Genomic DNA, 25,132 nt, shown 5'->3' on the forward strand with positions numbered 1-25,132 from the left:
CGGCAGCGTGTTAGCTGTTGGCCCGCTGCAAAAAGGGTGAGCCAGCCCGATAGTGCGCAGGCCAGCGGCAACGTCTCTTAGTATGCAAGCACGCGAACGTTGCTTACCCGGAATTCGCGACCCCGTTTGACAGGTAGAGGGATGTCCGCATCAAGGTCACGGCACGTCACGCTGGCCGCCTTTGCGACGGCGGGAGCCGTCTCCTTTGCCGCGATGCTGCTAGGTGGCGTAAGCGATTTGGGGCCGACTGGCCTCGATCGCGTCGGCCCCCTCGGGACCGTCATCATGGGGATGTTCGCAACCGGCTGCGCGGCAGCCTCAGCAAAGGGGTCGCGGGGTGGGCAGCGCGGTTCGTGGATTGTGGTAACAGTCGGGTTAGGCGGCTGGACCTTCGGCAACGCGATGTGGCTCTACGTCGCGGGCGGAGGGGCGGTACCCATCGCGGACCGCTCGGTTGCTGAGCTCGGATATGCGGTTCTGCCGCTATTCGCCTTGGCGGCAGGCCTTTTGGTGCCCAGTCACGAGGACTCCCGCTACGGCGTCAGTTTGGTACTCGACGGCGTTCTCGTCGGCGCGTCGTTGCTAGAGGTGATCGGCACCCTGACGCTGAGTACCGCTGACTCGGTCGACTTCTCCAGAATTCTGCTGGCCGTGATCACCGCGGCTTATCTGGCGTTGTTTGTCATGGTGCTGATGGTGACGCGGAAAGCCCAGCCCGCCCGGCGGCTTTCGCCGGCGCTGATGGCCGCCGGCTTCGCAGCGATCGGCATCGGCGGGTTGGTGCATATCTCCGGCAGGAATCCGCTGAGCGTTCCCGACAACGTGGTCGCGGCGGGGTGGATCGGCGGCGCATACTTTTTTGCGATGTCGGCGCTCGCGTCCCGACCGGGACCAGACCTCGACAGCGGACTCGCGCGACGATCGTCGCGGTTGTCCATGTTGCTGCCCTATCTACCGCTCGGTTTCGCGGCGATCGTCGGTGCGGTGCACTTCTGGCCGGCCGATCGCGGTGAGAGGTTGCTCTACTCGACGGGCCTGGTCGTTGCCGCTACCGTGGTGACCCGCCATCTACTGGCCCTCGACCGGAAACGACGGCTGATCGAGGCAATGGCCGAGGCCGCCTTTCGCGACACCCTGACCGGTCTAGCCAACCGGCGACTGCTCGACGAACGGCTGGCGCATGCCGCGCAGCTGCACGACCGACTCAACGTGCCGCTGAGCGTGCTGAGCATTCGCGTGGACGACTTCAACGTCATCAACAACACGTTGGGCTACGCGGCAAGCGACGAGCTGCTGCGGACCGTCGGGACCCGTCTACAGGGCAGCGTGCGTGCCGGTGACACGGTGGCGCGGATGGGCGGTGACGAGTTCGCCATCCTCGTCGAAGACCGCCCGGACGTGGCAATGCAGGTGGCGAAGCGGGTCGCGCGTGCGTTCGACACCGCGCTCGACATCGCAGAAACCCGCGTCTACGTGCACTTGAGTATCGGTGTGGCGACGGCACAGCCCGACGAAGAAGTCGCGATGACCGCGGCCGCTCTGCTGAATCAAGCCGAAGCGGCACGCTCGCGCGCCGAACAGACCACCGCAACCGACGTCCAGACCTTCAGCCCCGAACGAGACGCCCATCTCGGCAGGCGAAAGTCTTTCCGGGACGGGATCGCCCGCCTCCAACTGCTCTGGGATTTGCGGCGCGCGATCGACGATCGCCTCCTCACATTGGTATACCAACCGCAATTCGCGATGTTGAGTGGTGCGGTGTGTGGTGCCGAATCGCTATTGCGATGGGAACATTCGACTCTGGGCACGCTGGAGCCGCGCGAATTTCTTCCGTTGGTTCGCGAGCACGGATTGATGGACGCCGTCACCGATCTCGTGTTGTCGCGAGCTGTCGCGGACGGTGCGGCCTGGCATACGGCCGGAATCATGATCCCGGTGGCGGTCAATTTGTGGGCCCGCTCCCTCGACGACGACACCTTGCCCGAACGCATCATAAGTGTGCTCGACGCGCACGGTATGTCACCGAGCCTGCTGACAGTCGAGATCACCGAAGAATTGATGGTCGCCGACTTCGTCAAGGGACGTGAAGTGCTGAATCGATTGCGGGAGAATGGCATCCGGGTATCGATCGACGATTTCGGCAGTGGCTATTCCACGCTGACGTATCTACGGGAGTTGCCGATTGACGAAGTCAAACTCGACCGCCAGCTGATTGCGCCGATCCTGTTCGACCGCCGAGCCGCGACCATCGCCCGGTCGGTCATCGAACTCGCCGAGGAGTTCGACATCGCCAGCGTCGCCGAGGGGATCGAGAACGAAGAGACGGCGCTGTGGCTACGGCGCTTCGGCTGTGATGTCGTGCAGGGCAACTATTACTGCGGCCCGCTACCTGCCGGAGAGATCCCGCACGTCCCTGCGCTACCTATGCGTAATACCCAGTAGCCGACTATCGACTCAGCTGCGCGCGAAGCCTCTCGGCGGTTGCCAGCACCGAATCACGTTGGCGGGCAACTTCAGACGGCGCGGTACCACCGCGAGCGTCCCGCGACGAAACCGAACCCTCGATCGTGAGAACCTCCCGAACGTGGGGCGTGAGGGCGTCGCTGATGGCCGCCAACTGAGCGTCGGTCAACTCCTCGAGCCCCACGCCGAGCTTCTCCGCGACCTGGACGGCTGCCCCGGCGGCCTCGTGTGCGTCCCGGAACGGAACACCTTGACGCACGAGCCATTCAGCGATGTCGGTGGCCAACGTGTAGCCGGCTGGTGCCAAAGCGGCCATCCGCTCGAGGTCGAAGGTCAGACTGCTCACTAGGCCGGCCATCGCTGGTAGCAGCAACTCCAGCTGCGCCACCGAATCAAATACCGGCTCCTTGTCCTCCTGCAGGTCGCGGTTGTAAGCCAACGGCTGAGCCTTCAGCGTCGCCAACAAGCCGGCCAAGTTTCCGATCAGCCGGCCCGACTTACCGCGAGCCAGTTCTGCGATGTCGGGATTCTTTTTCTGCGGCATGATCGAACTGCCTGTCGACCACGAGTCGTGAAGCGTTACATAACCGAATTCTGTTGAGCTCCAGAGAATTACGTCCTCAGCCAGCCGTGACATGTCGACGCCGATCATCGCGAACACAAATGCCGCTTCGGCGGCGAAATCCCGGGCTGCAGTGGCGTCGACGGAGTTTTCAGCGGCCGCCATGAATCCGAGGCTCTCGGCGATCGCGTCGGGATCCAACCCCAGCGACGACCCGGCCAGCGCACCGGAGCCGTACGGCGACACCGCCGTACGCGCATCGAGGTCGACGAGCCGGTCGACGTCACGTAGCAGCGGATGCGCATGCGCCAGCAGATGGTGCGCTAGCAGGATCGGCTGGGCGGACTGCAGGTGAGTCTTGCCCGGCATGATGGCGTCCGGGTGAGCTGCGGCCTGCTTCGCCAACGCCGCGACGAGGTCAAGGGCGCCGTCGGCCACCCGCCGGAGCGCGTCGCGCAGCCACATCCGAAACAGCGTGGCCACCTGATCGTTTCGTGATCGTCCGGCCCGCAACCGGCCCCCTAGGTCAGGACCGACCCGGTCGATGAGACCGCGTTCCAGAGCGGCGTGGACGTCCTCATCGGTGGCCAGTGGGCCAAAACTGCCATCCGCGATGTCTTCGGCCAGGCTGTCCAGACCGGCCAACAGGCCGTCGCGCTGGTCGGTCGTCAGCAGGCCGGCGTTGAACAACACCTCTGTGTGGGCCCTGGACGCGATGACGTCGTAGGGCGCCAGCACCCAGTCGAAATGGGTCGAGCGGCTCAGCGCGGTCAACGCCTCCGAGGGACCGTCGGCGAACCGGCCGCCCCACAGCGAACCCTCGTTAGTGCTCAACCGGGAGGTCTCCCTGCTCGGAGTGCAGGTCGCGGCGCGCGGCGAGCTTGGACGATAGCCCGTGCACATGGACGAACCCCTTGGCCATCGACTGGTCGAACGTATCGCCTTCGTCGTACGTGGCCAGGTTGAAGTCGTACAGCGACTCGGCGCTGCGGCGGCCGTTGACGGCAATGTGCCCGCCGTGCAACACCATTCGGATTTCGCCGGTGACGTGCTGCTGGGTGTTGGCGACGAAGGCCTCCAGCGCTTTCTTCAGCGGCGAGTACCACAATCCGTCGTACACCAGCTCCGCCCAGCGTTGGTCGGTATGCCGCTTGAACCGGCCCAGCTCCCGCTCGAGGGTGACGTGCTCGAGTTCGGTATGCGCGGTGATCAACACCATCGCTCCCGGCGCCTCATAGATTTCCCGGCTCTTGATACCTACCAGCCGGTCCTCGACCACGTCCAGCCGTCCGACACCCTGCGCCCCGGCGCGACGGTTGAGTTCTTCGATCGCCTGCAGCACCGACACGGAGCGGCCGTCGATGGTGACCGGCACACCGCGCTCGAAGCCCACGATGACCTCGTCGGGCGTGTTCCAGTTGACGGTCGGGTCTTCGGTGTAGTCGTAGACGTCTTTGGTCGGAGCGTTCCATAGGTGTTCCAGGAAGCCAGTTTCCACGGCGCGGCCCCACACGTTCTGGTCGATGGAGAACGGCGAGCGTTTGGTGACGTTGATCGGGATGGCATTCTCTTCGGCGAACGCGATCGCCTTCTCCCGAGTCCAGGCGTAGTCGCGGACTGGTGCGAGCACCTCGAGATCTGGTGCCAGCGAGGCGAATCCGACTTCGAAGCGGACTTGGTCGTTGCCCTTACCGGTGCAGCCGTGCGCCACGACGCTGCCGCCGTGCTCGCGGGCGGCGGCCACCAGATGCTTGGCGATCAGCGGGCGGCTGATCGCCGACACCAGCGGATAGCGGTCCATATAGAGCGCGTTGGACAAGATGGTCGGCAGGCAGTATTCCTCGGCGAATTCGTCACGGGCGTCGACCACGACGGCTTCCACTGCACCGCAGTCGAGTGCGCGCTGGCGCACCAGCTCCATGTCTTCACCGCCCTGCCCGAGGTCGATCGCGACCGCGACGACCTCGCGACCGGTCTCCTTGCCGATCCAGCTGATCGCCACCGAGGTGTCCAAACCGCCGGAATACGCCAAGATGACGCGCTCGGACATGGGTTGATCTCCTTTTAGTCGTGCGGTTACGTGAGGTTCTGGATCAGGGTTGCGAGTTCTGCGCCGGTCATCGGCTCGCGGGCCGCCACGAAGATGGTGTCATCCCCGGCGATGGTTCCGACAACGTAGGGCAACGCGGCCCGGTCGATCGCGCTGGCCAGGTAATCCGCAGCACCCGGTGGCGTCCGCAGTACGGCCAGGTTGCCGGTGGCGTCGGTGGACACCAGCACTTCGCTGAGCAGCCGGGACAGCCTCGCGGTGCCGCCGGAGACACCGCGCAGCGGGCTGCCGTCTTCGGGCACTACATAGACGCCGACACCTCCGTCGGCGCCGCGCAATTTCACCGCGCCGAGCTCTTCGAGGTCGCGCGACAAGGTGGCCTGGGTGGTCTCGATGCCTTCGGCGGCAAGCAACGCCGCCAGTTCGCTCTGACTGCGGACCTCAGTCGACGACAGGATTGCCACGATGCGAGCCTGACGCCCGACGCGGGTGATCTCCGGCGCGGTCTTCGAGCGAGTCATGGGCGGTGCTCCAGCAGCCACACCAGCAGCGCCTTTTGCGCGTGCAGTCGGTTCTCGGCTTCGTCCCACACCGCGCTGTGCGGCCCGTCGATCACCTCGTCGGTGATCTCGTGGCCACGGTGAGCCGGAAGGCAATGCAGCACAACAACTTCCGAGTCGGCCTTGGCGACCAGGCCAGCGTTGAGCTGGAACGGCCGGAAGGGTCGTACTCGATCAAGCCCGTCGTCTTCCTGGCCCATCGACGTCCAGGTGTCGGTGACCAGCACGTCGGCCCCCGAGGCCGCGGTTACCGGGTCGTCGGTGATGGCAACCGAGCCCCCGGTGTCGGCGGCACGGTGCTCGGCGGCGGCGGTGAACAACGGGTCCGGCGCGAAACCCGCTGGGGCGGCGACGGTCACGTGCATGCCAGCGGTCACGCCGCCGAGCATCAATGAGTGGGCCATGTTGTTGGCACCGTCACCGAAATACGACAGCCGCAGCCCGCGCAGCGATCCCTTGCGCTCGGCAATCGTTTGCAGGTCGGCCAGCACCTGGCAGGGGTGGAACTGATCGGAGAGGGCGTTGACAATCGGCACCGTCGACGTCTCGGCCATCGCGCTGAGCCGGGCTTGACCGAAGGTACGCCACACGATGGCATCGACATAGCGGGACAACACTTTTGCGGTGTCCTGGAGCGTCTCCTCGCGCCCCAGCTGGGTGCTGCGGCCGTCGACCACGACGGCATGTCCGCCGAGTTGGGCAATACCGACCTCGAAGGAGAACCGGGTGCGGGTGGAGTTCTTGTCGAAGATCACCGCGACGCCGCGCGGGCCGTCCAGCGGCCGTCGACCGAAGGGGTCCTTCTTCAACTCGGCGGCCAACTGTAGGACCTCGGCCTGCTCGTCCGGCGTCAGGTCGTCGTCACGCAGGAAGTGTCGCGTCATGCAGTCTCCTCGGCGGTGTCCAGAATGCTCGGCAACGCGGTGACGAACGCGTCGAGCTGATGCTCGGTGATGATCAGGGCCGGCGCCAGCCGGACGACGTCGGGTGCCGCGGCGTTGACCAGAAATCCGGCCGCGCGGGCTGACGCTTCGACCTGCTTGGCGGCCGGAGTGGACAGAACGATGCCGCACAGCAGCCCGCGGCCCCGGATGTGATCGATCGCAGGGTGGCTCAACGCTTCGATTTCGTGGTGCAACGTCTTTCCGAGTGCCTCCGCCCGCCGTATCAGGTCGTCCTCGGCGATCACCCGCAGCACGGCCAACGCCGCCGCCGCGCAGATCGGATTGCCGCCGAAGGTGCTGCCGTGCAGTCCGGGTGTCAGCAGGTGCGCGGCGCGACCAGTCGCCAGGACCGCGCCGATCGGCAGCCCGCCGCCGAGGCCCTTGGCCATCGTGACGACATCGGGAGTGATGCCGTCGTGCTGGTGGGCGAAAAACGTTCCCGTACGGCCCATTCCGGTCTGCACCTCGTCGATGACCAACAACGCGCCGTGGCGCGCAGTGATGTCGCGGGCTGCGGCCAGGTAGCCGTCGGGGGGTACGACGATGCCGCTCTCTCCCATGATCGGTTCGAGAAAAACCGCGGCGGTTTCATTGTCGACCGCCGCCGTCAGCGCGCCGGCGTCGCCGTACGGGACATGGGTGACCTCACCGGGTAGCGGCGCGAAAGGCGCCTGCTTACTCGGCTGGCCGGTCAGGGCTAAGGCGCCCATCGTACGACCATGGAAACCACCTTGCGCCGCAACCAATTTCGACCGACCGGTGAGACGCGACAGCTTGAACGCGGCCTCGTTGGCTTCGGTTCCGGAATTGCAAAACAGCACGCGGGTCTCGGTATCGGCACCGAGCAGGCCGGCCAGCGCCTCGGCGAGCGCGATGCCCGGTTCGGCAGCGTACAGATTGGACGTGTGCCCCAGCGTCGACATCTGGCGTGTGACGGCCTCGAGGACGGCTGGGTGCCCATGACCCAGGACGTTGACCGCGATGCCGCCAAGCAGGTCGAGGTAGGAGATGCCGTCTGCGTCGGTGACCACCGCGCCGCTGCCACTGACCAAGGCGATCGGCGGAACTCCGTAGTTGTCCATCATCACCGCGGACCACCGCTGCTGGATGTCTGCCGTGCTGGTCATGCGCTCACCACTTTCGTTCCGGAGCCTTCATCGGTGAGCAATTCCACCAGCACGCAGTGTTCGACCCGGCCGTCGATGACGTGCGCGCTGGGTACGCCGCCCTTCACCGCGTGCAGGCAGGCTTCGACCTTGGGGATCATGCCGGTTTCCAGGGTCGGCAGGAGTTGCGTCAAAGTCTGCGTGTCGATTTCGCTCGCCAGTGAGCTCTTGTCGGGCCAATTGGTGTAGAGGCCTTCGACATCGGTGAGCATCAGCAGCTTCTCGGCGCCAAGCGCCTCGGCCAGCGCACCCGCGGCGGTGTCGGCGTTGATGTTGTGCACCACGCCGTCGACGTCGGGCGCCAGGGTCGATACCACCGGAATCCGATTGGCGGCAATGAGATCCAGCACCACGGCCGGGTTGACGTGGGCGATGTTGCCGACCAGGCCGATGTCGGTGTCGACAGCCTCGACGATGACGCTGCGTCGTACGGCGGTGAACAGTTTCGCGTCCTCACCGGTGATTCCGACCGCGTACGGGCCGTGGACGTTGATCGCGTTCACCAGTTCACGGCCGACTTGTCCGAACAACACCATGCGCGCCACGTCGAGCACTTCCGGTGTGGTGACCCGGAACCCGCCCTTGAAGTCGCCGGCGATGCCGAGTCGTTTGAGCATGGCGCTGATCTGCGGCCCACCGCCGTGCACCACGACCGGGTGGATACCGCAGTTGCGCAAAAATGCCATGTCCGCGGCGAATTCGTACCGGAGAGTGTCGCTGGTCATCGCGTTGCCCCCGTACTTGACGACCACGATCTTGCCGTGCAGCGCGGTGAGCCATGGCAGCGCTTCGGCCAGCACCTGCGCCTTGACGTCGGTCGAGATCATCGACCACCGCCGACGACGCAGAGCACAGCGATGCGAAGGAGGTGGGACATCATCGACCACCGCCGACGACGCAGAGCACAGCGATGCGAAGGAGGTGGGACATCATCGACCACCGCCGACGACGCAGAGCGCAGCGATGCGAAGGAGGTGGGACATCATGAGGAGTACGCCGAGTTCTCTTCGACGTACGCGTGCGACAGATCGGTGGTCCGAATAGCCGCTCCCGCGGAGCCGACCCCGAGGTCGACCACCACGTCGATGTCAGTGGCCGACAGGTCCACTTCCCTGGCACCCGGAGCCCCGGCTCCGTCGATGCAGACCGCGGAACCGTTGAACGACACGGCGATTCGGTCGGGATCAAGCTGCACGGGCGCCATGCCGACGGCCGCCAGGACACGTCCCCAATTCGGGTCGGAACCGAACAGCGCGGTCTTGACGAGGCTGTCCCGCGCGATTACCCGGGCCGCGGTGACCGCGTCGTCTTCGGTCAGCGCACCGGTGACCCGGATCGTGATGCGCTTAGTGACTCCCTCCGCGTCAGCCTGCAACTGTGCGCACAGGTCGTCGCAGACTCTCAGCACCGCGTCGTCGAGATCAGCTTGGCTCGGCGTGATCGCGCTTGCGCCCGAGGCCAACAGCAATACGGTGTCGTTGGTGGAGCAGGCACCGTCGATGTCGAGCCGGTCGAACGTCTTCGCGGTGGCGTGGCGAAGAGACCGCTCGAGCGCCTCGGCGTCAACAGCGGCATCGGTAGTCAGCACGCAGAGCATGGTGGCCAGCGACGGGGCCAGCATGCCGGCGCCTTTAGCCATGCCGCCGACGGTCCAGTTGTTCGGATGGTGCAGCGCAACCTGTTTGGGCACGGTATCGGTGGTCATGATGGCCCGGGCGGCCTCGTCGCCGCCGGTGATACCGCCGGCCATTTCTTGCACCAGGTTGACGACTCCGGCGAGCACCTTGTCCATCGGTAGCCGATCCCCGATCAGGCCGGTCGAGCAGACCGCGACCTCGATCGCTCCGGTCTCGGTGCCCCACTCCGATAGCGCCGCTGCCAATCGCTCGGCGGTGGCATGGGTGTCCTGGAATCCGCCCGGCCCCGTACAGGCATTGGCACCACCGGAATTCAGCACCACCGCGCGAAGCTGTCCGTCCACGAGCACCTGGCGGGTCCACAACACCGGCGCCGCTTTGACCTGGTTTCGGGTGAACACCCCGGCGGCAGCGTGGTCGGGACCCTCGTTGAAAACCAGCGCGAGGTCGAGCTTGCCGGATGCCTTGATGCCCGCCGCGATACCCGTGGCCCGGAAGCCGGCCGGCGCGGTCACGCCCTGGGCGCGGACCAACCGGGCAGCATCCGCCAGGTCGGTCACGGCGCCACCCCGACCACCGAAAGACCTTCGATCTCGGGCCATCCCAGCGCCAGGTTCATCGACTGCACGGCGGCGCCCCCGGTGCCCTTGACCAGATTGTCGATTGCCGCAATGGCAACGAAGGTGGATGCGTCCTCGTCCACCGCGATCGCGATCTGCGCTGCGTTGCTACCGACGACCGAGCCCGTGCGAGGTAACTGACCTTCGGGTAACAGATGTACGAAAGGCTCGTCGTGGTAAGCCTTTTCGTACGCCGAGCGCAGCTGCGACAGGGTGGATGTGGTTCGCGCGGTGCAGGTGGCCAGGATGCCACGAGTGGTCGGAATCAGGACCGGCGTGAACGACACCGAGACATCGCGGTCGCTGACCTGACGAAGCCCCTGCGCGATCTCGGGGGTGTGCCGATGCGCGCCAGCGATGTTGTAGGCCCTCGCCGAGCCAATGACTTCCGATCCGAGCAGGTCGACCTTCGCGGCCCGGCCGGCCCCGGACGTACCGCTCACCGCGACGACGGTGACGGCAGGCTCGACGAGGTCGGCCGCCACCGCGGGAAACAACGCCAAGACGGCGGCGGTCGGATAGCAGCCCGGCACGGCGATCCGGCGGGCCGCGCGCAGCGCGTCGCGGTTACCCGGCAACTCGGGCAGCCCATACGGCCAACTTCCGGCATGCGGTGAGCCATAAAAACGCTCCCATGCGGCCCCATCGGTCAACCGGAAATCGGCGCCGCAGTCCACCACCAACGTCTGGGGCCCGAGCTGTTCGGCCAGCGCCGCCGAGTGGCCGTGCGGCAATCCCAGGAACACCACGTCGTGGCCGTCGAGCACCTCGAGTTCAGTGGGCTCGAGCACCCGCTGAGCCAGCGGCAGCAGATGCGGGTGATGATCGGCGAGCGTCGTGCCGGCGCTGGCGGCGGCAGTCAGCGCGCCGATCGTCAAACGGCCGTCGTGGTAGGCGGGGTGCCCGAGCAACAGCCGCAGGATCTCGCCGCCGGCATAGCCGCTGGCGCCCGCCACAGCCACCCGTATCGCCTCGGTCATGGCGTCCATCGTTGCATGAGTATGCAAGCCTATGCAAACTCATTCTTTGTGGACCGGTCGGCCGCGAACCGGCAACGCGAATGCAGCCCTGCAGTCCACGCTGGACGCCTGCGCTACACACTCGACGCCTTTAGGTCAGCCAACCATCAGATCAGCTGCGTAGGACCGCACCCACCCGCTCGGCCGCGCGGCTCACCGCAGCATCCCGGGCCGCGCTGGCCTCGTCCTCGGTCAACGTGCGGTCGGTGGCGCGGAACCGGAGCGCGAAGGTCAGTGATTTGCGGCCCTCGCCGAGTTGCGGGCCGGTGTAGACATCGAACAGCCGGACCTCTTCCAGCAGCTCCCCCGCGCCGTCGCGGACCGCATCCGCCACGTCCTGTGCCGGCACGTCGGCGTCCACGACCAGGCTGACGTCTTGGAACACCGCCGGGAACGGCGACACCCGTGGCGCCGGCAGCGTCGTGACGATCGGGATGGCATCGAGGTTCAGCTCGACGGCGCAGGTGCCCTTCGGCAGGCCGGACCGTTCGATCACCGCCGGATGCAGCTGGCCGGCATGTCCGACCACGACGTCGCCGACGAGCACCTCGGCGCAGCGACCGGGATGCCACGGCAGGTGCTGGGCGGCCCGCAGCGTCACCTCAACTCCACTGGCGCGGCCGATGATTCGGACCGCCTCGAACGCGTCGGCGGCGTCGGCGCGTCGGCCCTCGCCCCAAGGCCCACGCGGCTCTCTCAGCCCGGCAAGCACCGCGGCCACATGCTGTGGCTGATTCGGCAGCGACGCATCGAGGGCGGCGATCTCGTCGTCGGTGGGACGGCGGTGCACCGGGATCACCGCGACGCCCTTGGTGCGCTCGGTCGGCTGGACCACCTGCGCGACTGCGAACAGAGCCACGTCGACGATTCCGCGAGATACGTTGCGCGCCAACGCCTCAAGCAACGCAGGCAGCAGCGTCGTGGCCAGATGCGGCCGGTCGGCCTCCAGCGGGTTGAGCACTTGAGTGGTGTGCCGTCGTGGGTCGTCGGGGGGCAATCCCCAGGCGTCGAACACGCCCGCCGGCAGAAACGGTGTCGGGAGGATTTCGACGTAGCCCGACAACGCCAGCGACTTGCCGATCGCGCGGCGGCGGCGCTGGACGGCAGACAGTCCACGACCGGCCGGCGCCGGCGGCAACACCGACGGAATGGCTTCCAGCCCCTCCAGCCGCAACACCTCCTCGACCAAGTCGGCTTGCTGCAACAGATCTGGGCGCCAACTCGGCGGAATGACGATGAGGTCGTCGCCGCCGTCTTTCACCTCGGCGCCGATTTGCGTCAGCCGACGCGCGGTCGTGCCCGGGCTGTAGCTCACCCCCGCCACTCGATCGGGCAGGTCCGCGGCCAGTTCGATCGCAGACCCGGCCCAGTCGTCGCGCGGCGGATCGCCCCGCCAGTCTGTGAGGGCCGGCGATACCGAGCCACCAGCGATCTCGGCGAGCAGGGTAGCGCAACGATCCAGTGCGGCAACGGAAATGGCCGGGTCGACCGCACGTTCGTATCGGCGGGCCGCTTCGCTGGGCAGACGCAGCCGCCGCGCCGTCCGCGACACCGCCGCCGGGTCCCAGACCGCGGCCTCCAACAGCACGTCGGTGGAGTCGTCGCGCATTTCGGTGCTGCCCGAACCCATCACGCCGCCGATCGCGGCGATCGCGACGTCGTCGACGATCAACACGTCGGCCGGGTCGAGGATGCGTTCGATGTCGTCGAGCGTCTCGACCTTTTCCCCCGGCTTGGCAAAGCGCACCGCCAAGCCGCCGGTGATCCGGTTGAGATCGTGTGCGTGCATCGGATGACCCAGTTCGAGCATCACGTAGTTGGTGGCGTCGACGGCGGGCGAGATGGCCCGGATTCCGCTGAGGAGGAGGCGACGCTGTAACCACCACGGCGACAACGCGGCCGGGTCGAGGCCCGACACCGGACGCAGCGCGAAGCGGCGAACCCCGGTTTCCGGCTGCACTGTCAGCGGCCAGGCCTCGGCCTGGGCAGGCAGCGCGGGAACGTCGGCGGGGTCAACGAAGTCGAGTTCGTACGCGCATGCGATCTCGCGGGCCAGCCCGCGCACCGACATGCAGTAGCCCCGGTCGGGGGTGATGGCGAGGTCGAATACCACGTCGTCGAGTCCGAGTACCTCAACCCCATCGGCTCCCGGCTCGGCCGTCCCGGGCGGCAACACCAGAATGCCGGAATGGTCCGCGGCCAAACCGAGTTCGGCCGACGAGCAGATCATTCCGTCGGAGGTGTGGCCGTAGGTCTTGCGGGAGGCGATGTGGAATCCGCCCGGCAGTGTAGTGCCCGGCAGGGCGACGACCACCAGATCGCCGGTAACGAAGTTCGTTGCACCGCAAACGATCTCGCGTGGCTGCGGTTCCCCCACGTCCACCTTGCAGGCCCGGATCGGCTTTTTGAACTCGGTGAGCTCCTCGATTTCGGTGACCCGCCCCACCGTCAGCGGCCCCTCCACGGGGCCGAGGGTGATCACGTCTTCGACTTCGTGACCGATGCGGATCAATGCCTGCTCGAGATCCTCCGGCGGCACGTCCCACCCGGGCGCACCGGCGCTGACGGCCTCCCGCAGCCAGCTGTAGGGGATGCGCATCAGGCACCCACCCCGAACGGCAGCGAGAACCGGACGTCGCCCTCGACCATGTCCCGCATGTCGGGGATGCCGTTGCGGAACTGCAGCGTGCGCTCCAAGCCCATGCCGAACGCGAAGCCCGAATATTCCAACGGGTCGATCCCGACGGCGCGCAACACGTTTGGATTCACCATGCCGCAGCCGCCCCACTCCACCCAGCCGGCGCCGCCCTTCTTGTTGTCGAACCAGACGTCGACCTCGGCCGACGGCTCGGTGAACGGGAAGAAGTGCGGCCGGATCCGGGTGCGGGCCTGAGGTCCGAATTCAGCACGGGCGAAAGCGTCGAGCGTTCCCCGCAGATGCGCCATCGACAGTCCACGATCCACCGCGAGCCCTTCCACCTGATGGAAAACCGGCGTGTGAGTGGAGTCGAGTTCGTCGGTGCGAAACGTGCGACCGATCGAGATCACGTACACCGGCAGGGTGCGTTCCAGCAGCGCGCGTACCTGCACCGGCGAGGTGTGGGTACGCAGCAACTGCCGGGAGCCGTCCGGCGCGATGTAGAAGGTGTCCTGCTCGCTACGCGCGGGATGGTCGGCCGGGAAGTTCAAGGCGTCAAAGTTGAATTGCTCGGTTTCGACTTCGGGTCCTTCGGCGAGCTCCCAGCCCATCGCGATGAAGGTGTCGGCGATGTGTTCAGCCAAGATCGTGATCGGGTGGCGCGCACCTGTCGGCTGCCGCGTCGAGGGCAAGGTCACGTCGATGCGCTCGGCGATCAAGACCGCGGCGTCCCGCTCGGCGCGCAACGTCGCCAGTCTCTCGTCATAGCTCTGCTGGACCTCGGCACGCGAGGTGTTGACCAGCCGTCCGGCATCGGCCCGCTCCGCCTTCGGCACCGAGCCCAGGGCCTGGCGGGCCAAAGCCACTGGCGAGCGGTCGCCGAGATGCTCAGTCTTGGCCCGCCCCAACGCATCGAGGTCGGCCGCGGCCGCGAAGGCCAGCCGGGCGGCGTCGACCGCGGCGGTCAACGCCTCCGGCGACAAGGCTTCCGTTGACGGGGGCTGGGCACCCAACGCGGTGACACTCTCCTTCTTGGCGGGCGGGCGGCACGACGTGCCGCGCAACTGCCGATCATATGTGGTCACGTCAGCGACTTTTCCCACCCGCCGTGCGCGCGCCAACCGGTGAAGCGGACGGGCTTGAGTATTTTCGTACGGGTGGCGACGCCCCAAGCTCCCGAGCGCATCCCGGCGCAGTACCTGTTGTCGCCGCGCGCCGCGGATCCGCGCACGCTGATCGACATCCTCTATGACACCGCCGCCTGTTTCCCGGAGGCCGCGGCGATCGACGACGGCACAGTGCAGCTCACCTACAGCGAGCTGATCAGCGATATCGAGGCCAGCGTCGCCTGGCTGGCCGCCCGCGGTATCGGCCGCGGCGACCGCATCGGTATCCGGATGCCGTCCGGCAGCTTCGCGCTCTACGAGGCGATCCTTGCGACGTTGGCCACCGGTGCGGCCTACGTCCCGGTCGACGCCGACGATCCGGACGAGCGGGCCGACCTCGTCTTCCGCGAGGCAGGAGTCGCAGCGATCGTCACCGAAGCCGGCATGTCCCGGGGCCCTGGCTCCTCGCGCGGATGGCGGGCCGGGGCTCCTCTCCCCCGCGACGACGCCTGGATCATTTTCACCTCCGGATCGACCGGGACACCGAAGGGAGTTGCGGTCACCCACCGCAGCGCTGCCGCATTCGTCGACGCCGAGGCACAAACGTTCCTACGAGACAACCCCATCGGGCCGGGCGACCGGGTCTTGGCCGGGCTGTCGGTGGCGTTCGACGCGTCCTGTGAAGAAATGTGGCTGGCCTGGCGGCATGGCGCCTGCCTGGTCCCTGCGCCGCGGTCGCTCGTGCGCAGCGGGATGGATCTCGGACCGTGGCTGGTCAGCCGTGACGTGACGGTGGTCTCGACCGTGCCCACGTTGGCCGCGCTCTGGCCGGCGGAGGCGCTCGAGGCGGTGCGGCTGTTGATCTTCGGCGGCGAGGCCTGTCCCCCCGAGCTCGCGGCACGGTTGGCCGTCGATGGCCGCGAAGTGTGGAACACCTACGGCCCCACCGAGGCCACCGTGGTCGCGTGCGCCGCCAAGCTGAGCGGCGAGGGGCCGGTGCGCATCGGGTTGCCGCTGCCGGGCTGGGACCTCGCCGTCGTCGACGGCGACGGCCACCCGGTGGCGGAGGGCGGTATCGGAGAGCTGGTGATCGGTGGCGTCGGCCTGGCCCGCTACCTCGACGACGCCAAGGACGCCGAGAAGTACGCTCCGATGCCGACGCTGGGCTGGCGACGCGCCTACCGCAGCGGCGACCTGGTGCGGCTGGAAAGTGACGGCCTGATCTTCTGCGGCCGCGCCGACGACCAGGTCAAGGTCGGCGGTCGGCGCATCGAGCTCGGCGAGGTGGACTCGGCGTTGGTGCACCTGCCGGGCGTCAGCGGCGGCGCCGCGGCGGTTCGCCGGACCGGGGCGGGCACGCCGGTGCTGGTCGGCTACGTGGCCAGTGCAGAACCCGATTTCGACATGGCCGCCGCCCGGGCCACGCTCGCCGAGCAGCTGCCCGCCGCCTTAGTGCCACGACTGGTCCGGGTCGACGAATTGCCCACCCGCACATCAGGCAAGGTCGACCGCGACGCGCTGCCCTGGCCGCCGGCGGGTGGCGATGCGGAGGCAACGGTCGAGCTCGTCGGCACGGTCGGCTGGCTGGCCGGATTGTGGCGAGACCTGCTGGGGGCGAGCATCGACGGCCCGGAGGCCGACTTCTTCGCCCTAGGTGGCGGCTCGCTCGCGGCCGCCCAGCTGGTCGCCGCGCTGCGGGACCGCTACCCGCAGGTGACCGTCGCCGACGTGTACGACCACCCACGGCTCGGGTCGCTCGCCGGCTTCCTCGACGAGCAGGAGAAACCCCCGGACGTGGTCGAGCGCCGGGTGCGCCCGACACCGCGCCTGACCCAGCTCGCACAGATTGCCCTGTCGGTGCCATTGGCGACCGTGGCGGCATTGCAGTGGGTGACGTGGTTGGCGCTGGGCAACAACATCGCTCGTGCGCTGCACCTGGTGTCATGGACGGTCGAAGTGAACTGGTGGCTGGTCGCGACGGCATTCGTCGTTTTCGTCACACCGGTGGGCCGGATGGGCATCGCGGTGCTGGTCGCACGGCTCCTGTTGCCGGATGTCCAGCCCGGAAGTTATCCACGCGGGGGCTGGCTGCATCTGCGAGTGTGGTTCGCCGAGCGGCTCGCCGAAGCCAGCGGCGCCGAAAATCTGGCCGGCGCGCCGTGGCTCGTCTACTACGCCCGTGCGCTGGGCGCCGACATCGGTAAGGGTGTCGATCTGCACTCGGTGCCGCCCGTCACCGGTCTGCTAACTCTCGGGCACCGCAGCGCGGTCGAGCCCGAGGTGGACCTGTGCGGGCACTGGATCGATGGCGACACGTTCCATGTCGGCGCGATCACTATCGGCAACGACGCGACGATCGGCGCCCGCACCACGCTGCTGCCGGGCGCGGTCGTCGGCAAGAACGCGGATATCGCGCCCGGCTCGGGAGTGGTCGGCAAGGTCAAGAGCCGGCAGTACTGGAAAGGCTCGCCCGCGGTGAAGTCGGGCCGGGTCAACCACCCGTGGCCCGACGAGCGGCCCGCCCGCCGCACCCACTGGGTCGGCATTTACGCGATGACCTCGATCCTGCTGGCCGCGATGCCGTTGACCGCCTTGGTCGTGGGACTGGCCGTGGTCGGTGTCGCCGTGCACGATACGCACCGCCTGTCGCAGGCAGTATTGCCGGCGATTTGCTGGACGCCGGTCGCGACCGTGGCTGGCTTGGCTGCCTACGCGGTGATGACCGTTGTCACGGTGCGGTTGCTGTCGATCGGCTTGCGGGAGGGTTATCACCCGGTGCGCAGCCGCAGTGGGTGGCAGCTGTGGGCCACTGAGCGCCTGATGGACGGTGCGCGCAACTACTTGTTCCCGCTCTACGCCAGCCTCGCGACGCCGACGTGGTTACGGATGCTGGGCGCGCAGGTCGGCCGCGACACCGAGATCTCCACCGTGCTGCTGACACCGAAGTTCACAGTCATCGAAGACGGCGCGTTTCTAGCCGACGACACCATGGTGGCCTCCTACGAGCTTGGCGGCGGCTGGATTTACGCCGCCACCACGACGGTTGGGAGGCGGGCCTTTCTCGGTAATTCGGGCATCACCCAGCCGGGCCGGCGGGTACCGGATGACGGACTGGTCGCGGTGCTGTCCGCGGCCCCGCCCAAGGCCAAGCGCGGTTCGTCCTGGCTGGGCAGCCCGCCCATGCGGTTGCGTCGAAGGCCCGCAGAGGCCGACGCCACCCGTACCTACGAGCCGCCGTGGCGGTTGAAGGGGATGCGGGCCGCCGTCGAGGCGTTCCGGATGGTCCCGGTGATGGTGACGGCCGCGATCGGGTTGGCGGTGCTGGGTGCACTCCAGGCGCTGGCCCGCATTTTCGGTATCTGGGCGGCCGCGCTTGGCGGCGGGTTGGTGTTGCTGGCGGCCGGTGCGATGGCCGCGTTGGTCGCCGTGGCCGCAAAATGGCTTCTCGTCGGTCGCATTCGGGCCGGTGAATTTCCGCTGTGGTCGTCATTCGTGTGGCGCAACGAGCTGGCCGACACTTTTGTCGAGACGGTCGCCGCGCCCTGGTTCGCCCGCGCGGCAAGTGGGACACCGGTGATAAACGTCTGGTTGCGGGCGCTCGGCGCGAAAGTCGGGTCCGGGGCGTGGTGTGAAACTTACTGGCTCCCAGAGGCCGACCTCGTCACGCTCGGTACCGGCAGCACCGTCAACCGCGGTTGCGTGGTGCAGACCCATTTGTTCCACGACCGCATCATGCGGATGGACGAAGTCGTTCTCGAGCAGGGCTCGACACTCGGCCCGCACGGCGTCGCGCTGCCGTCGGCCCGGCTCGGCGCAGGGGTGACCGTCGGTCCCGCATCGCTCGTGGTGCGCGGTGACTCGGTGCCGAAATCGACTCGCTGGCAAGGTAATCCGATCCGGCCCTGGAATTCGGCCCGGGAAAAGACCGGCAAGAAGGCCGCCGCGTGAAACGTGCTGCCAAGAAGCCGGCAACCAGCCGGGCTTCGACCGTGATCGACCCGTACCTGCCTAAGAGCGGCAACCTCGGTTATCGGGCGTCGCACTATGACATGGTCCTGGAGTACAAGGTCGCCAGCAACCGGCTGTCCGGATCGGCGACCCTCACCGCCGAGGCTATGGCAGATCTGGAGGATTTCACCCTCGACTTCTCCGATGCGATGACGGTGACGAAGGTGTTGGTGAACGGTAAGCGCGTGGCCCAATTCGCTTGTCGCGACAAGAAACTGCGTATCCGCCCGTCGTCGCCGGTCCTGTCGGGCACGCAGATCTCGATCGCCGTGCACTACCACGGCGCACCGCGACCGCTCCGAACTCTTTGGGGAGCGGTCGGTTTCGAGGAACTGACCAACGGTGCGCTGGTCGCCGGACAACCCAACGGCGCCCCGTCGTGGTTCCCGTGCGACGACCACCCCAGCGCCAAGGCGTCGTACCGCATCCAGATCAGCGTCGACAACCCCTACCGGGTAGTTGCCAACGGTCGGTTGGCGTCGCGACGGTCGCGCGCAGCTCAGACCGTCTGGACCTACGAACAACCCGAGCCGACCTCGACCTACCTGATCACCCTGCAGGTCGGGATGTACGAGCTGACCCGGTTGGGCACCTCACCGGTTCAGATGCGGGCCGCATTGCCCGAGCGCCTCCGTCACGACTTCTACGAGGACTTCGGGCGGCAGCCCGAGATGATGGAATTATTCGTCGAGCTCTTCGGACCGTATCCGTTGGCAAACGGCTACACGGTGGTCGTCACCGACGATGACCTCGAAATACCGCTGGAGGCACAAGGGATTTCGATATTCGGCGCCAACCACTGCGATGGCACACGGCGCAGCGAACGCCTGATCGCCCACGAGCTAGCCCACCAGTGGTTCGGCAATTCCGTCACGGTTGGGCAGTGGCGCGACATCTGGCTTCACGAGGGATTCGCCTGCTATGCCGAGTGGTTGTGGTCGGAGCACAGTGGTGGACGCAGCGCCGACGAGTGGGCGCGCCACTACCACCGAAAGCTGCGCGACTCGCCGCAGGATCTGCTGCTGGCCGACCCCGGTGCACGGGACATGTTCGACGATCGCGTCTACAAGCGGGGGGCACTGACACTGCACGCCCTGCGCGGACGACTCGGCGACGAGAAGTTCTTCGCACTGCTGAAAGAGTGGACCACCCGCTACCGCCACGCCAACGCCGCCACCGACGATTTCATCGGCCTGGCCGCCGGGTATTGCGACGAATTACTGACGCCGCTATGGGAGAGCTGGCTGTATTCGCGAGCCGTGCCCTAGCACTCGGCGGTCAGAGCTGGCTCGGGTGCCAGTTCTGGCGCGAGCCGGCGCCGCGTCAGCGGTAGGCGGGTCAGCAGCTCGATGATCGCCGCGCCCGCCACGCCCACAGCACCGGCACCCAGCATCGACCAGGTGTCATGCGCCAGCATCAGGAAACCGAAGGCCGCGGACACCGCCAATAGGGCGCACCGGACCCGCGTCCAGCGGGCCGGGCCGTCCAGGCGGGTGGAAACCAGCAGGCCGAGGATGAGCGCGACGGCATGGCCGACATCGGTGAAGTCTTCGCCCAACAGCGCAGCTGCCAGGCCGACCGGGACCCAAAACCCGACCCAGGCCAGACGCCAGCGGCGAGGAATCGCCGATGTCAACGCGCCCAGCACCGCGACGGCACCGTAGCTCACCCCGACGTCGCTGGCGCGCGATACCGACAGGGGCAACCAGTGGAACTCGATCGCAGCGGTGAGGCCGGCCGCGACCAACAGCGTGGCGCCGATGTGGCCGGTGATGAAGACAATCGCCAGCCGTCCGCTGCGCCAGATCAACTCGGCCAAGGCGAGCAGGCAGACGAGGCACGGCAGCCAGAAGTACATCGGGCCGGCGTCGGTGACGAACGCGCTGCCCAGCAGCGTGGCGAAATTCCCGTGAGCCAAGTTGTGCAGGTTCGTACTGGCCTGAGCGATCACATGCGCGCGCACACGCGGACCGAGCTCGACAAGCGCCGCGCTGACACCGATCAGCACGACCGCGTAGGCGAGCGTAATCCGCACACGCGAAAGCCTCGACAGCACCTGCACGATCATCGCTATCTACTATGCCTGCGAGCCGTCCCCACCCGGATTGTCCAATGCTGATAAGTCGCTAACAGTTTCCCCCGACGGCTTGAGCCGGTATACCGACAGATCAGGGGGTAGACCTGCGGGTTTGCCACCGAAAACCGACCAGTGAACGCGCTTGGCTACAACCCCGAGTGTGACCAAGTCGTCGGGGTCGAGCAGGTCCAGTGTGGCCCCTGAGACCATCACTCCGCCTCGGGTGGCCCGCTCCATCACCCGCGCGGCGATGTTGACGTCGACACCCAGCCAGTCGGCCGCCAACCGCTGCGGGCGCCCGGTGTGGATGCCGACCCGCATCCGCGGGCGGTAGCCGTCGATATCCACGTCGGATTTCAGCGCTCGCTTGGCTTCCAGCACCGCGGCAATTGCTACAAGCGGCTCGTCGAACACCGCCATGGTGCCGTCACCCATCCGTTTGACGATGTGGCCACCGGCATCCAGCAGTGGCGGCTCGATCGCGCGAGCCACTCGTCGCAGCAGCTTGAGCGTGGCGTCGTCACCGGCACGCAGCGACCAATCGGAGAAGCCGACCAGATCGGTGAAGACGATGGTGACTTCTTCGTTCGCGGGTCGGCGAGACACCGCCTCGGTCAGGGCTTGCCACACCTGCAGCGCGCCCAGGCTGACCTCCCGCGATGCGCCGCCGCGTTCGCCCAGGAGACGGCCGGCGGCGCGGGCCGCAGCGCGCGGACCGCCCTGGCCGGCCGTCGAAAGCGGGTCACCGAAATCCGGATCCCCCGGCAAGCCCCGGCGAGCCCGCCGGACCAGCGAGATCAGGCCGGGGCTCTGGTTGGTGCTGCGCAGCCACTTCGCCGCGCCACGCAGGGATGTCGGCGAATGCTGTCGCGACGAAGATGAATCCGGCGTGGTCACCGTTTGCTCGGGCTCGCCGGACACTGTTTTTGGCCCGAGTTCCACAACCCTCAGAGTAGGTGCATGTCGAAAGGCCCGGCAACGACCGCCGTCGTGGCGTCGGCCACCATGCGCGATAAACCGGCTGATCACAGGCTTGCGACGCGGCAGTCGAGGCTCGATAACGACGCGCGCGACGCGCCAATAGCGCCGTAGACAACAGATGTTGTCATCTCTATCGTGGATGGATCAGCGCTGATCGGGACCAGGAGGCTGCGATGACAGTGACGTCGATGCCGCCGACACAGCATGAGTCCGCCCCGGCGGCCCGCGACACCCCGCCGCCCGCCGCTCCCCTCGGCCCCGATTCCCTGACATGGAAGTACTTCGGCGACCTGCGCACCGGAATGATGGGCGTCTGGATCGGCGCCATCCAGAACATGTATCCCGAACTAGGGGCCGGCGTCGAGCAGCATTCGATCCTGTTGCGCGAGCCGTTGCAGCGGGTGGCGCGGTCGGTGTACCCGATCATGGGCGTGGTCTACGACGGCGGACGGGCGTCGGCGACCGGCGAGCAAATCAAGCGCTACCACCGAACGATCAAGGGAACCGACGCCAGCGGCCACCGTTATCACGCGCTTAATCCCGAGACGTTCTACTGGGCGCACGCCACGTTCTTCATGCTGGTGGTCAAGGTCGCCGAATACTTCTGCGGCGGGTTGACCGAAGCCGAGAAGCGCCAACTCTTCGACGAGCACGTCCAGTGGTACCGGATGTACGGCATGAGCATGCGGCCAGTACCCACCTCATGGGAGGAGTTCCAGGAGTACTGGGAGCGGGTCTGTCGGGACGAACTGGAAATCAACCAGGCCACGCTGGATATCTTCCAAATCCGGATTCCCAAGCCAAAATTCGTACTCTTACCCACCCCGGTCTGGGATCAGCTGTTCAAACCGCTTGTCGCGGGCCAGCGTTGGATTGCGGCCGGATTGTTCGAGCCAGTGGTACGCGAAAAGGCAGGCATGCGTTGGACTCCGGGCGATGAGGTGATCCTCAGGCTCTTCGGAAAACTGGTCGAGCTGGCGTTTCTTGCTGTTCCCGACGAGATCCGGTTGCATCCGCGAGCGCTCGCGGCCTACCGACGGGCCGCGGGCCGCGACTCAGCCGACGCCCCACTGGTCCAGGCGCCGCGGTTCACCGCGCCGCCGCCGGACCGACGCGGAATGCCGATGCACTACTTCCCGCCCCGCAAATCCATCATCGAACGAGCGGGTTCACTCGTGCACACGACGTTCTCGCTGGCGGGGTTGCGCCCGCCGCGTGGTCGAGGGAAAGCGGCTTAGCCCCGCACTTCTAGTCAGCCGCGCTGCGTTTTTGCGCTTTGGTAAAGGCAGATCGCAGCAGCCGCAGCGACATTGAGGCTTTGCGCGCTCCCGAACATCGGAATCGTCACCCGGGCGTCGGCCAGCTCGGCGACCTGGGCCGACAATCCGTGGGCTTCCGAGCCGAACAGCCACGCGGTCGCGGGCGCGAGTTCGGCGTCGTCAAGCGACAACTCACCTTCTACGGTGGTGGCCAGCACCTGCAGTCCGGCACCCTGCATCGCGGCGATCGCGGCTTCGGTGTCCGGGGCGACGACGACGGGGATGGAGAAGATGCTGCCCGCCGAGGCGCGCAGGCACTTGCCGTTGTATGGGTCGACGGTGTGACCGATGAACACCACGGCCGCGGCCCCCATCGCGTCGGCGATGCGGATCAGCGTCCCGGCGTTACCGGGCTCGCCGATCTCCACGCCGACAGCGACGAGCCGGGGAGACTGCGCGAGTACATCGGCCATACCCGCGCTGGGATGCTCGCACACCGCCACCAAGCCGGTCGGAGTCACGGTGTCCGACAACACTTTTGCGGCCCGCTCGGTGACGACGTGCACCGCCGTCCCGTGCCGGTCGACGAGACCCGCATAGCGCTGCGCCGCCGCTTCGGTGACGAACATTTCGCGGATCAGTCCCCGCCTGGCGGCGGCTTCGACCAGGTTGGCGCCCTCGACCAGGAAACGGTCGCTGCGGCGACGGGCCACCTGCCGGTGCAGCTTGGCCGCGGTGACGACCCGGGTCGATCGTTCGGTGAGCACCGGACGCGGTTAGGCGGCCTCTCCGGACGGCGCGTTGACGTCCTCGGGCAACGCCTTACGGGCGACCTCGACCAGCGCGGTGAATGCCGCCGCATCGCTGACGGCGATCTCGGCGAGATTCTTACGGTCGACCTCCACACCGGCGGCCTTGAGACCCTGGATCAGCCGGTTGTAGGTGATGTCGTTGGCGCGAGCCGCAGCGTTGATCCGGGAGATCCACAGCTTGCGGAACTCGCCCTTGCGCGCACGACGGTCGCGGTAGGCGTAGGTCAGCGAATGCAGCTGCTGCTCTTTGGCTTTGCGGTAGAGGCGGGACCGCTGGCCGCGATAGCCCTTGGAAGCCTTGAGGATGGTGCGGCGCTTCTTTTGGGCGTTGACTGCCCGCTTCACGCGTGCCATGAGGGTGTTCCTATCTGGTTGGGAAGTGGTTGTTCCGGCGCTGGGCTGCCGGTCAGCCGTTCAGCATCTTGTTGACCCGCTTGGTGTCGTTCGCCGCCACCGCGGTACGCCCGTCGAGGCGTCGCGTCCGCTTGGTCGGCTTGTGCTCGAGCAGGTGCCGACGGCCGGCCTTTTCACGCACGATCTTCCCGGTGCCGGTGCGCCGGAATCGCTTCGACGCTCCGCTGTGGGTCTTGGCCTTGGGCATCTCTTTCAGGTCCTCTGTCTTGTTGGGTCAGTTCGGTGACGGTTCGGCGTCGCCGGCGGGCTGCGACGCGGGGCCCCCGGCCTGCTCGGCCGCCCGGGCTCGCGTCTTGGCGCCGCGGTGCGGTGCCAGCACCATCGTCATGTTGCGGCCGTCCTGCTTGGCCGAGGTCTCGACGAATCCATAGTCGGCGACGTCGGCGCCCAGGCGCTGCAGCAGTCGGTAGCCCAGCTCGGGCCGCGACTGCTCGCGTCCGCGGAACATAATGGTGACCTTGACCTTCGATCCCGCCTCGAGGAAGCGGATGACGTGACCCTTTTTGGTCTCGTAGTCGTGATCGTCGATCTTGGGTCGCAACTTCTGTTCTTTGACGACGGTCTGCTGCTGGTTTTTGCGAGACTCACGCGCCTTTTGCGCCGCCTCATATTTGAACTTGCCGTAGTCCATGATCTTGCAGACCGGTGGCCTGGCATTTGGCGCTACTTCAACAAGGTCGAGGTCGGCATCCGCGGCGACGCGAAGGGCGTCTTCGATACGCACAATGCCTACCTGCTCCCCTCCCGGGCCGATGAGTCGGACTTCAGGTACGCGGATGCGTTCGTTGACGCGTGTCTCAGTGCTGATGGGGCCTC

At 67.0% G+C, this 25,132-nt stretch carries 20 protein-coding genes; 4 read left to right on the forward strand and 16 right to left on the reverse strand.

The genetic code is table 11. The features are described 5' to 3' along the window. The first annotated feature begins 141 nt into the window (after nt 1–141). Nucleotides 142–2,442: a putative bifunctional diguanylate cyclase/phosphodiesterase gene (locus MKK62_RS23020; RefSeq protein ID WP_240263541.1), complete on the forward strand. Its 2,301-nt coding sequence runs from the start codon at nt 142–144 to the stop codon at nt 2,440–2,442. A 4-nt stretch (nt 2,443–2,446) separates the two neighbouring features. On the opposite strand, the gene argH is transcribed toward MKK62_RS23020, so the two are convergent. The 10 genes from argH to pheS form a co-directional block, all read right to left on the reverse strand. Further along, nucleotides 2,447–3,859, reverse strand: a complete 1,413-nt coding sequence (gene argH / locus MKK62_RS23025) for an argininosuccinate lyase (protein ID WP_240263540.1) — start codon at nt 3,857–3,859, stop codon at nt 2,447–2,449. Beyond that, entirely contained in the window at nt 3,849–5,075 is a 1,227-nt protein-coding gene (locus MKK62_RS23030) for an argininosuccinate synthase (RefSeq protein ID WP_240263539.1), read from the reverse strand. The genes argH and MKK62_RS23030 overlap by 11 nt, the downstream gene beginning before the upstream one ends. Nucleotides 5,076–5,101: 26 nt before the next feature. Further along, on the reverse strand, nt 5,102–5,596 hold the full coding sequence (locus MKK62_RS23035) for an arginine repressor (RefSeq protein ID WP_240263538.1): 495 nt from the start codon (nt 5,594–5,596) through the stop codon (nt 5,102–5,104). Further along, nucleotides 5,593–6,519 carry an ornithine carbamoyltransferase gene (gene argF / locus MKK62_RS23040; RefSeq protein ID WP_240263537.1) on the reverse strand — a complete coding sequence of 309 codons (927 nt, stop codon included), beginning with the start codon at nt 6,517–6,519 and terminating at the stop codon, nt 5,593–5,595. Before argF ends, MKK62_RS23035 begins: the two co-directional genes overlap by 4 nt. Beyond that, nucleotides 6,516–7,706, reverse strand: coding sequence for an acetylornithine transaminase (locus MKK62_RS23045; protein ID WP_240263536.1), 1,191 nt, complete (start codon nt 7,704–7,706; stop codon nt 6,516–6,518). The genes argF and MKK62_RS23045 overlap by 4 nt, the downstream gene beginning before the upstream one ends. Further along, nucleotides 7,703–8,572 carry an acetylglutamate kinase gene (gene argB / locus MKK62_RS23050; RefSeq protein WP_240263535.1) on the reverse strand — a complete coding sequence of 290 codons (870 nt, stop codon included), beginning with the start codon at nt 8,570–8,572 and terminating at the stop codon, nt 7,703–7,705. Before argB ends, MKK62_RS23045 begins: the two co-directional genes overlap by 4 nt. Nucleotides 8,573–8,727: 155 nt before the next feature. Beyond that, nucleotides 8,728–9,942, reverse strand: a complete 1,215-nt coding sequence (argJ, locus tag MKK62_RS23055; RefSeq protein WP_240263534.1) for a bifunctional glutamate N-acetyltransferase/amino-acid acetyltransferase ArgJ — start codon at nt 9,940–9,942, stop codon at nt 8,728–8,730. After that, nucleotides 9,939–10,982: an N-acetyl-gamma-glutamyl-phosphate reductase gene (gene argC, locus MKK62_RS23060; RefSeq protein WP_240263533.1), complete on the reverse strand. Its 1,044-nt coding sequence runs from the start codon at nt 10,980–10,982 to the stop codon at nt 9,939–9,941. The genes argJ and argC overlap by 4 nt, the downstream gene beginning before the upstream one ends. Before the next feature lie 151 nt (nt 10,983–11,133). Then, complete coding sequence (pheT, locus tag MKK62_RS23065) at nt 11,134–13,620, reverse strand: phenylalanine--tRNA ligase subunit beta (RefSeq protein WP_240263532.1); 2,487 nt, start codon at nt 13,618–13,620, stop codon at nt 11,134–11,136. Further along, nucleotides 13,620–14,642 carry a phenylalanine--tRNA ligase subunit alpha gene (gene pheS, locus MKK62_RS23070; protein ID WP_434085112.1) on the reverse strand — a complete coding sequence of 341 codons (1,023 nt, stop codon included), beginning with the start codon at nt 14,640–14,642 and terminating at the stop codon, nt 13,620–13,622. Before pheS ends, pheT begins: the two co-directional genes overlap by 1 nt. Nucleotides 14,643–14,816: 174 nt before the next feature. Between pheS and MKK62_RS23075 the strand changes: the two genes are divergently transcribed. Both MKK62_RS23075 and MKK62_RS23080 read left to right on the forward strand, forming a co-directional pair. After that, entirely contained in the window at nt 14,817–18,713 is a 3,897-nt protein-coding gene (locus MKK62_RS23075) for a Pls/PosA family non-ribosomal peptide synthetase (RefSeq protein WP_240263531.1), read from the forward strand. After that, nucleotides 18,710–20,041, forward strand: a complete 1,332-nt coding sequence (locus tag MKK62_RS23080; protein WP_240263530.1) for a M1 family metallopeptidase — start codon at nt 18,710–18,712, stop codon at nt 20,039–20,041. Before MKK62_RS23075 ends, MKK62_RS23080 begins: the two co-directional genes overlap by 4 nt. Here MKK62_RS23080 and MKK62_RS23085 read toward each other — a convergent pair. Together MKK62_RS23085 and MKK62_RS23090 are read right to left on the reverse strand one after the other, a co-directional pair. Continuing rightward, on the reverse strand, nt 20,038–20,841 hold the full coding sequence (locus MKK62_RS23085) for a rhomboid-like protein (RefSeq protein ID WP_240263529.1): 804 nt from the start codon (nt 20,839–20,841) through the stop codon (nt 20,038–20,040). The genes MKK62_RS23080 and MKK62_RS23085 overlap by 4 nt on opposite strands. Before the next feature lie 9 nt (nt 20,842–20,850). Next, the gene (locus tag MKK62_RS23090; protein WP_240263528.1) at nt 20,851–21,792 is read right to left on the reverse strand and encodes an adenylate/guanylate cyclase domain-containing protein; all 942 of its coding nucleotides are present in this window, start codon (nt 21,790–21,792) and stop codon (nt 20,851–20,853) included. A 227-nt stretch (nt 21,793–22,019) separates the two neighbouring features. Between MKK62_RS23090 and MKK62_RS23095 the strand changes: the two genes are divergently transcribed. Beyond that, entirely contained in the window at nt 22,020–23,069 is a 1,050-nt protein-coding gene (locus tag MKK62_RS23095; protein WP_240263977.1) for an oxygenase MpaB family protein, read from the forward strand. Between the two features lie 14 nt (nt 23,070–23,083). Here the strand turns inward: MKK62_RS23095 and MKK62_RS23100 are convergent, their stop codons facing one another. The 4 genes from MKK62_RS23100 to infC are packed head-to-tail and all read right to left on the reverse strand — an operon-like array spanning nt 23,084 to nt 25,124. Continuing rightward, the gene (locus MKK62_RS23100) at nt 23,084–23,857 is read right to left on the reverse strand and encodes a TrmH family RNA methyltransferase (protein ID WP_240263527.1); all 774 of its coding nucleotides are present in this window, start codon (nt 23,855–23,857) and stop codon (nt 23,084–23,086) included. A 9-nt stretch (nt 23,858–23,866) separates the two neighbouring features. After that, nucleotides 23,867–24,256: a 50S ribosomal protein L20 gene (gene rplT, locus MKK62_RS23105; protein ID WP_240263526.1), complete on the reverse strand. Its 390-nt coding sequence runs from the start codon at nt 24,254–24,256 to the stop codon at nt 23,867–23,869. A 52-nt stretch (nt 24,257–24,308) separates the two neighbouring features. Further along, nucleotides 24,309–24,503, reverse strand: coding sequence for a 50S ribosomal protein L35 (gene rpmI / locus MKK62_RS23110; RefSeq protein ID WP_240263525.1), 195 nt, complete (start codon nt 24,501–24,503; stop codon nt 24,309–24,311). Nucleotides 24,504–24,530: 27 nt separating this feature from the next. After that, on the reverse strand, nt 24,531–25,124 hold the full coding sequence (infC, locus tag MKK62_RS23115; protein ID WP_240263976.1) for a translation initiation factor IF-3: 594 nt from the start codon (nt 25,122–25,124) through the stop codon (nt 24,531–24,533). Nucleotides 25,125–25,132: the final 8 nt, after the last annotated feature.

It is taken from the genome of Mycobacterium paraterrae (genome assembly GCF_022430545.2).
In the GTDB taxonomy this organism is placed as follows: domain Bacteria; phylum Actinomycetota; class Actinomycetes; order Mycobacteriales; family Mycobacteriaceae; genus Mycobacterium; species Mycobacterium paraterrae.

Bases quoted from the DNA above. Each gene is read 5' to 3' on its own strand.
- MKK62_RS23035 (WP_240263538.1), bottom strand. From the start codon at position 5,596: ATGACTCGCTCGAAGACCGCGCCGGAGATCACCCGCGTCGGGCGTCAG.
- MKK62_RS23045 (WP_240263536.1), bottom strand. From the start codon at position 7,706: ATGACCAGCACGGCAGACATCCAGCAGCGGTGGTCCGCGGTGATGATG.
- MKK62_RS23095 (WP_240263977.1), top strand. From the start codon at position 22,020: ATGCCGCCGACACAGCATGAGTCCGCCCCGGCGGCCCGCGACACCCCG.
- argF (WP_240263537.1), bottom strand. From the start codon at position 6,519: ATGACGCGACACTTCCTGCGTGACGACGACCTGACGCCGGACGAGCAG.
- rplT (WP_240263526.1), bottom strand. From the start codon at position 24,256: ATGGCACGCGTGAAGCGGGCAGTCAACGCCCAAAAGAAGCGCCGCACC.
- MKK62_RS23020 (WP_240263541.1), top strand. From the start codon at position 142: ATGTCCGCATCAAGGTCACGGCACGTCACGCTGGCCGCCTTTGCGACG.
- MKK62_RS23085 (WP_240263529.1), bottom strand. From the start codon at position 20,841: ATGATCGTGCAGGTGCTGTCGAGGCTTTCGCGTGTGCGGATTACGCTC.
- pheT (WP_240263532.1), bottom strand. From the start codon at position 13,620: ATGCGCATCCCCTACAGCTGGCTGCGGGAGGCCGTCAGCGCCGGTGCG.
- argB (WP_240263535.1), bottom strand. From the start codon at position 8,572: ATGATCTCGACCGACGTCAAGGCGCAGGTGCTGGCCGAAGCGCTGCCA.
- argC (WP_240263533.1), bottom strand. From the start codon at position 10,982: ATGACCGAGGCGATACGGGTGGCTGTGGCGGGCGCCAGCGGCTATGCC.
- rpmI (WP_240263525.1), bottom strand. From the start codon at position 24,503: ATGCCCAAGGCCAAGACCCACAGCGGAGCGTCGAAGCGATTCCGGCGC.
- MKK62_RS23030 (WP_240263539.1), bottom strand. From the start codon at position 5,075: ATGTCCGAGCGCGTCATCTTGGCGTATTCCGGCGGTTTGGACACCTCG.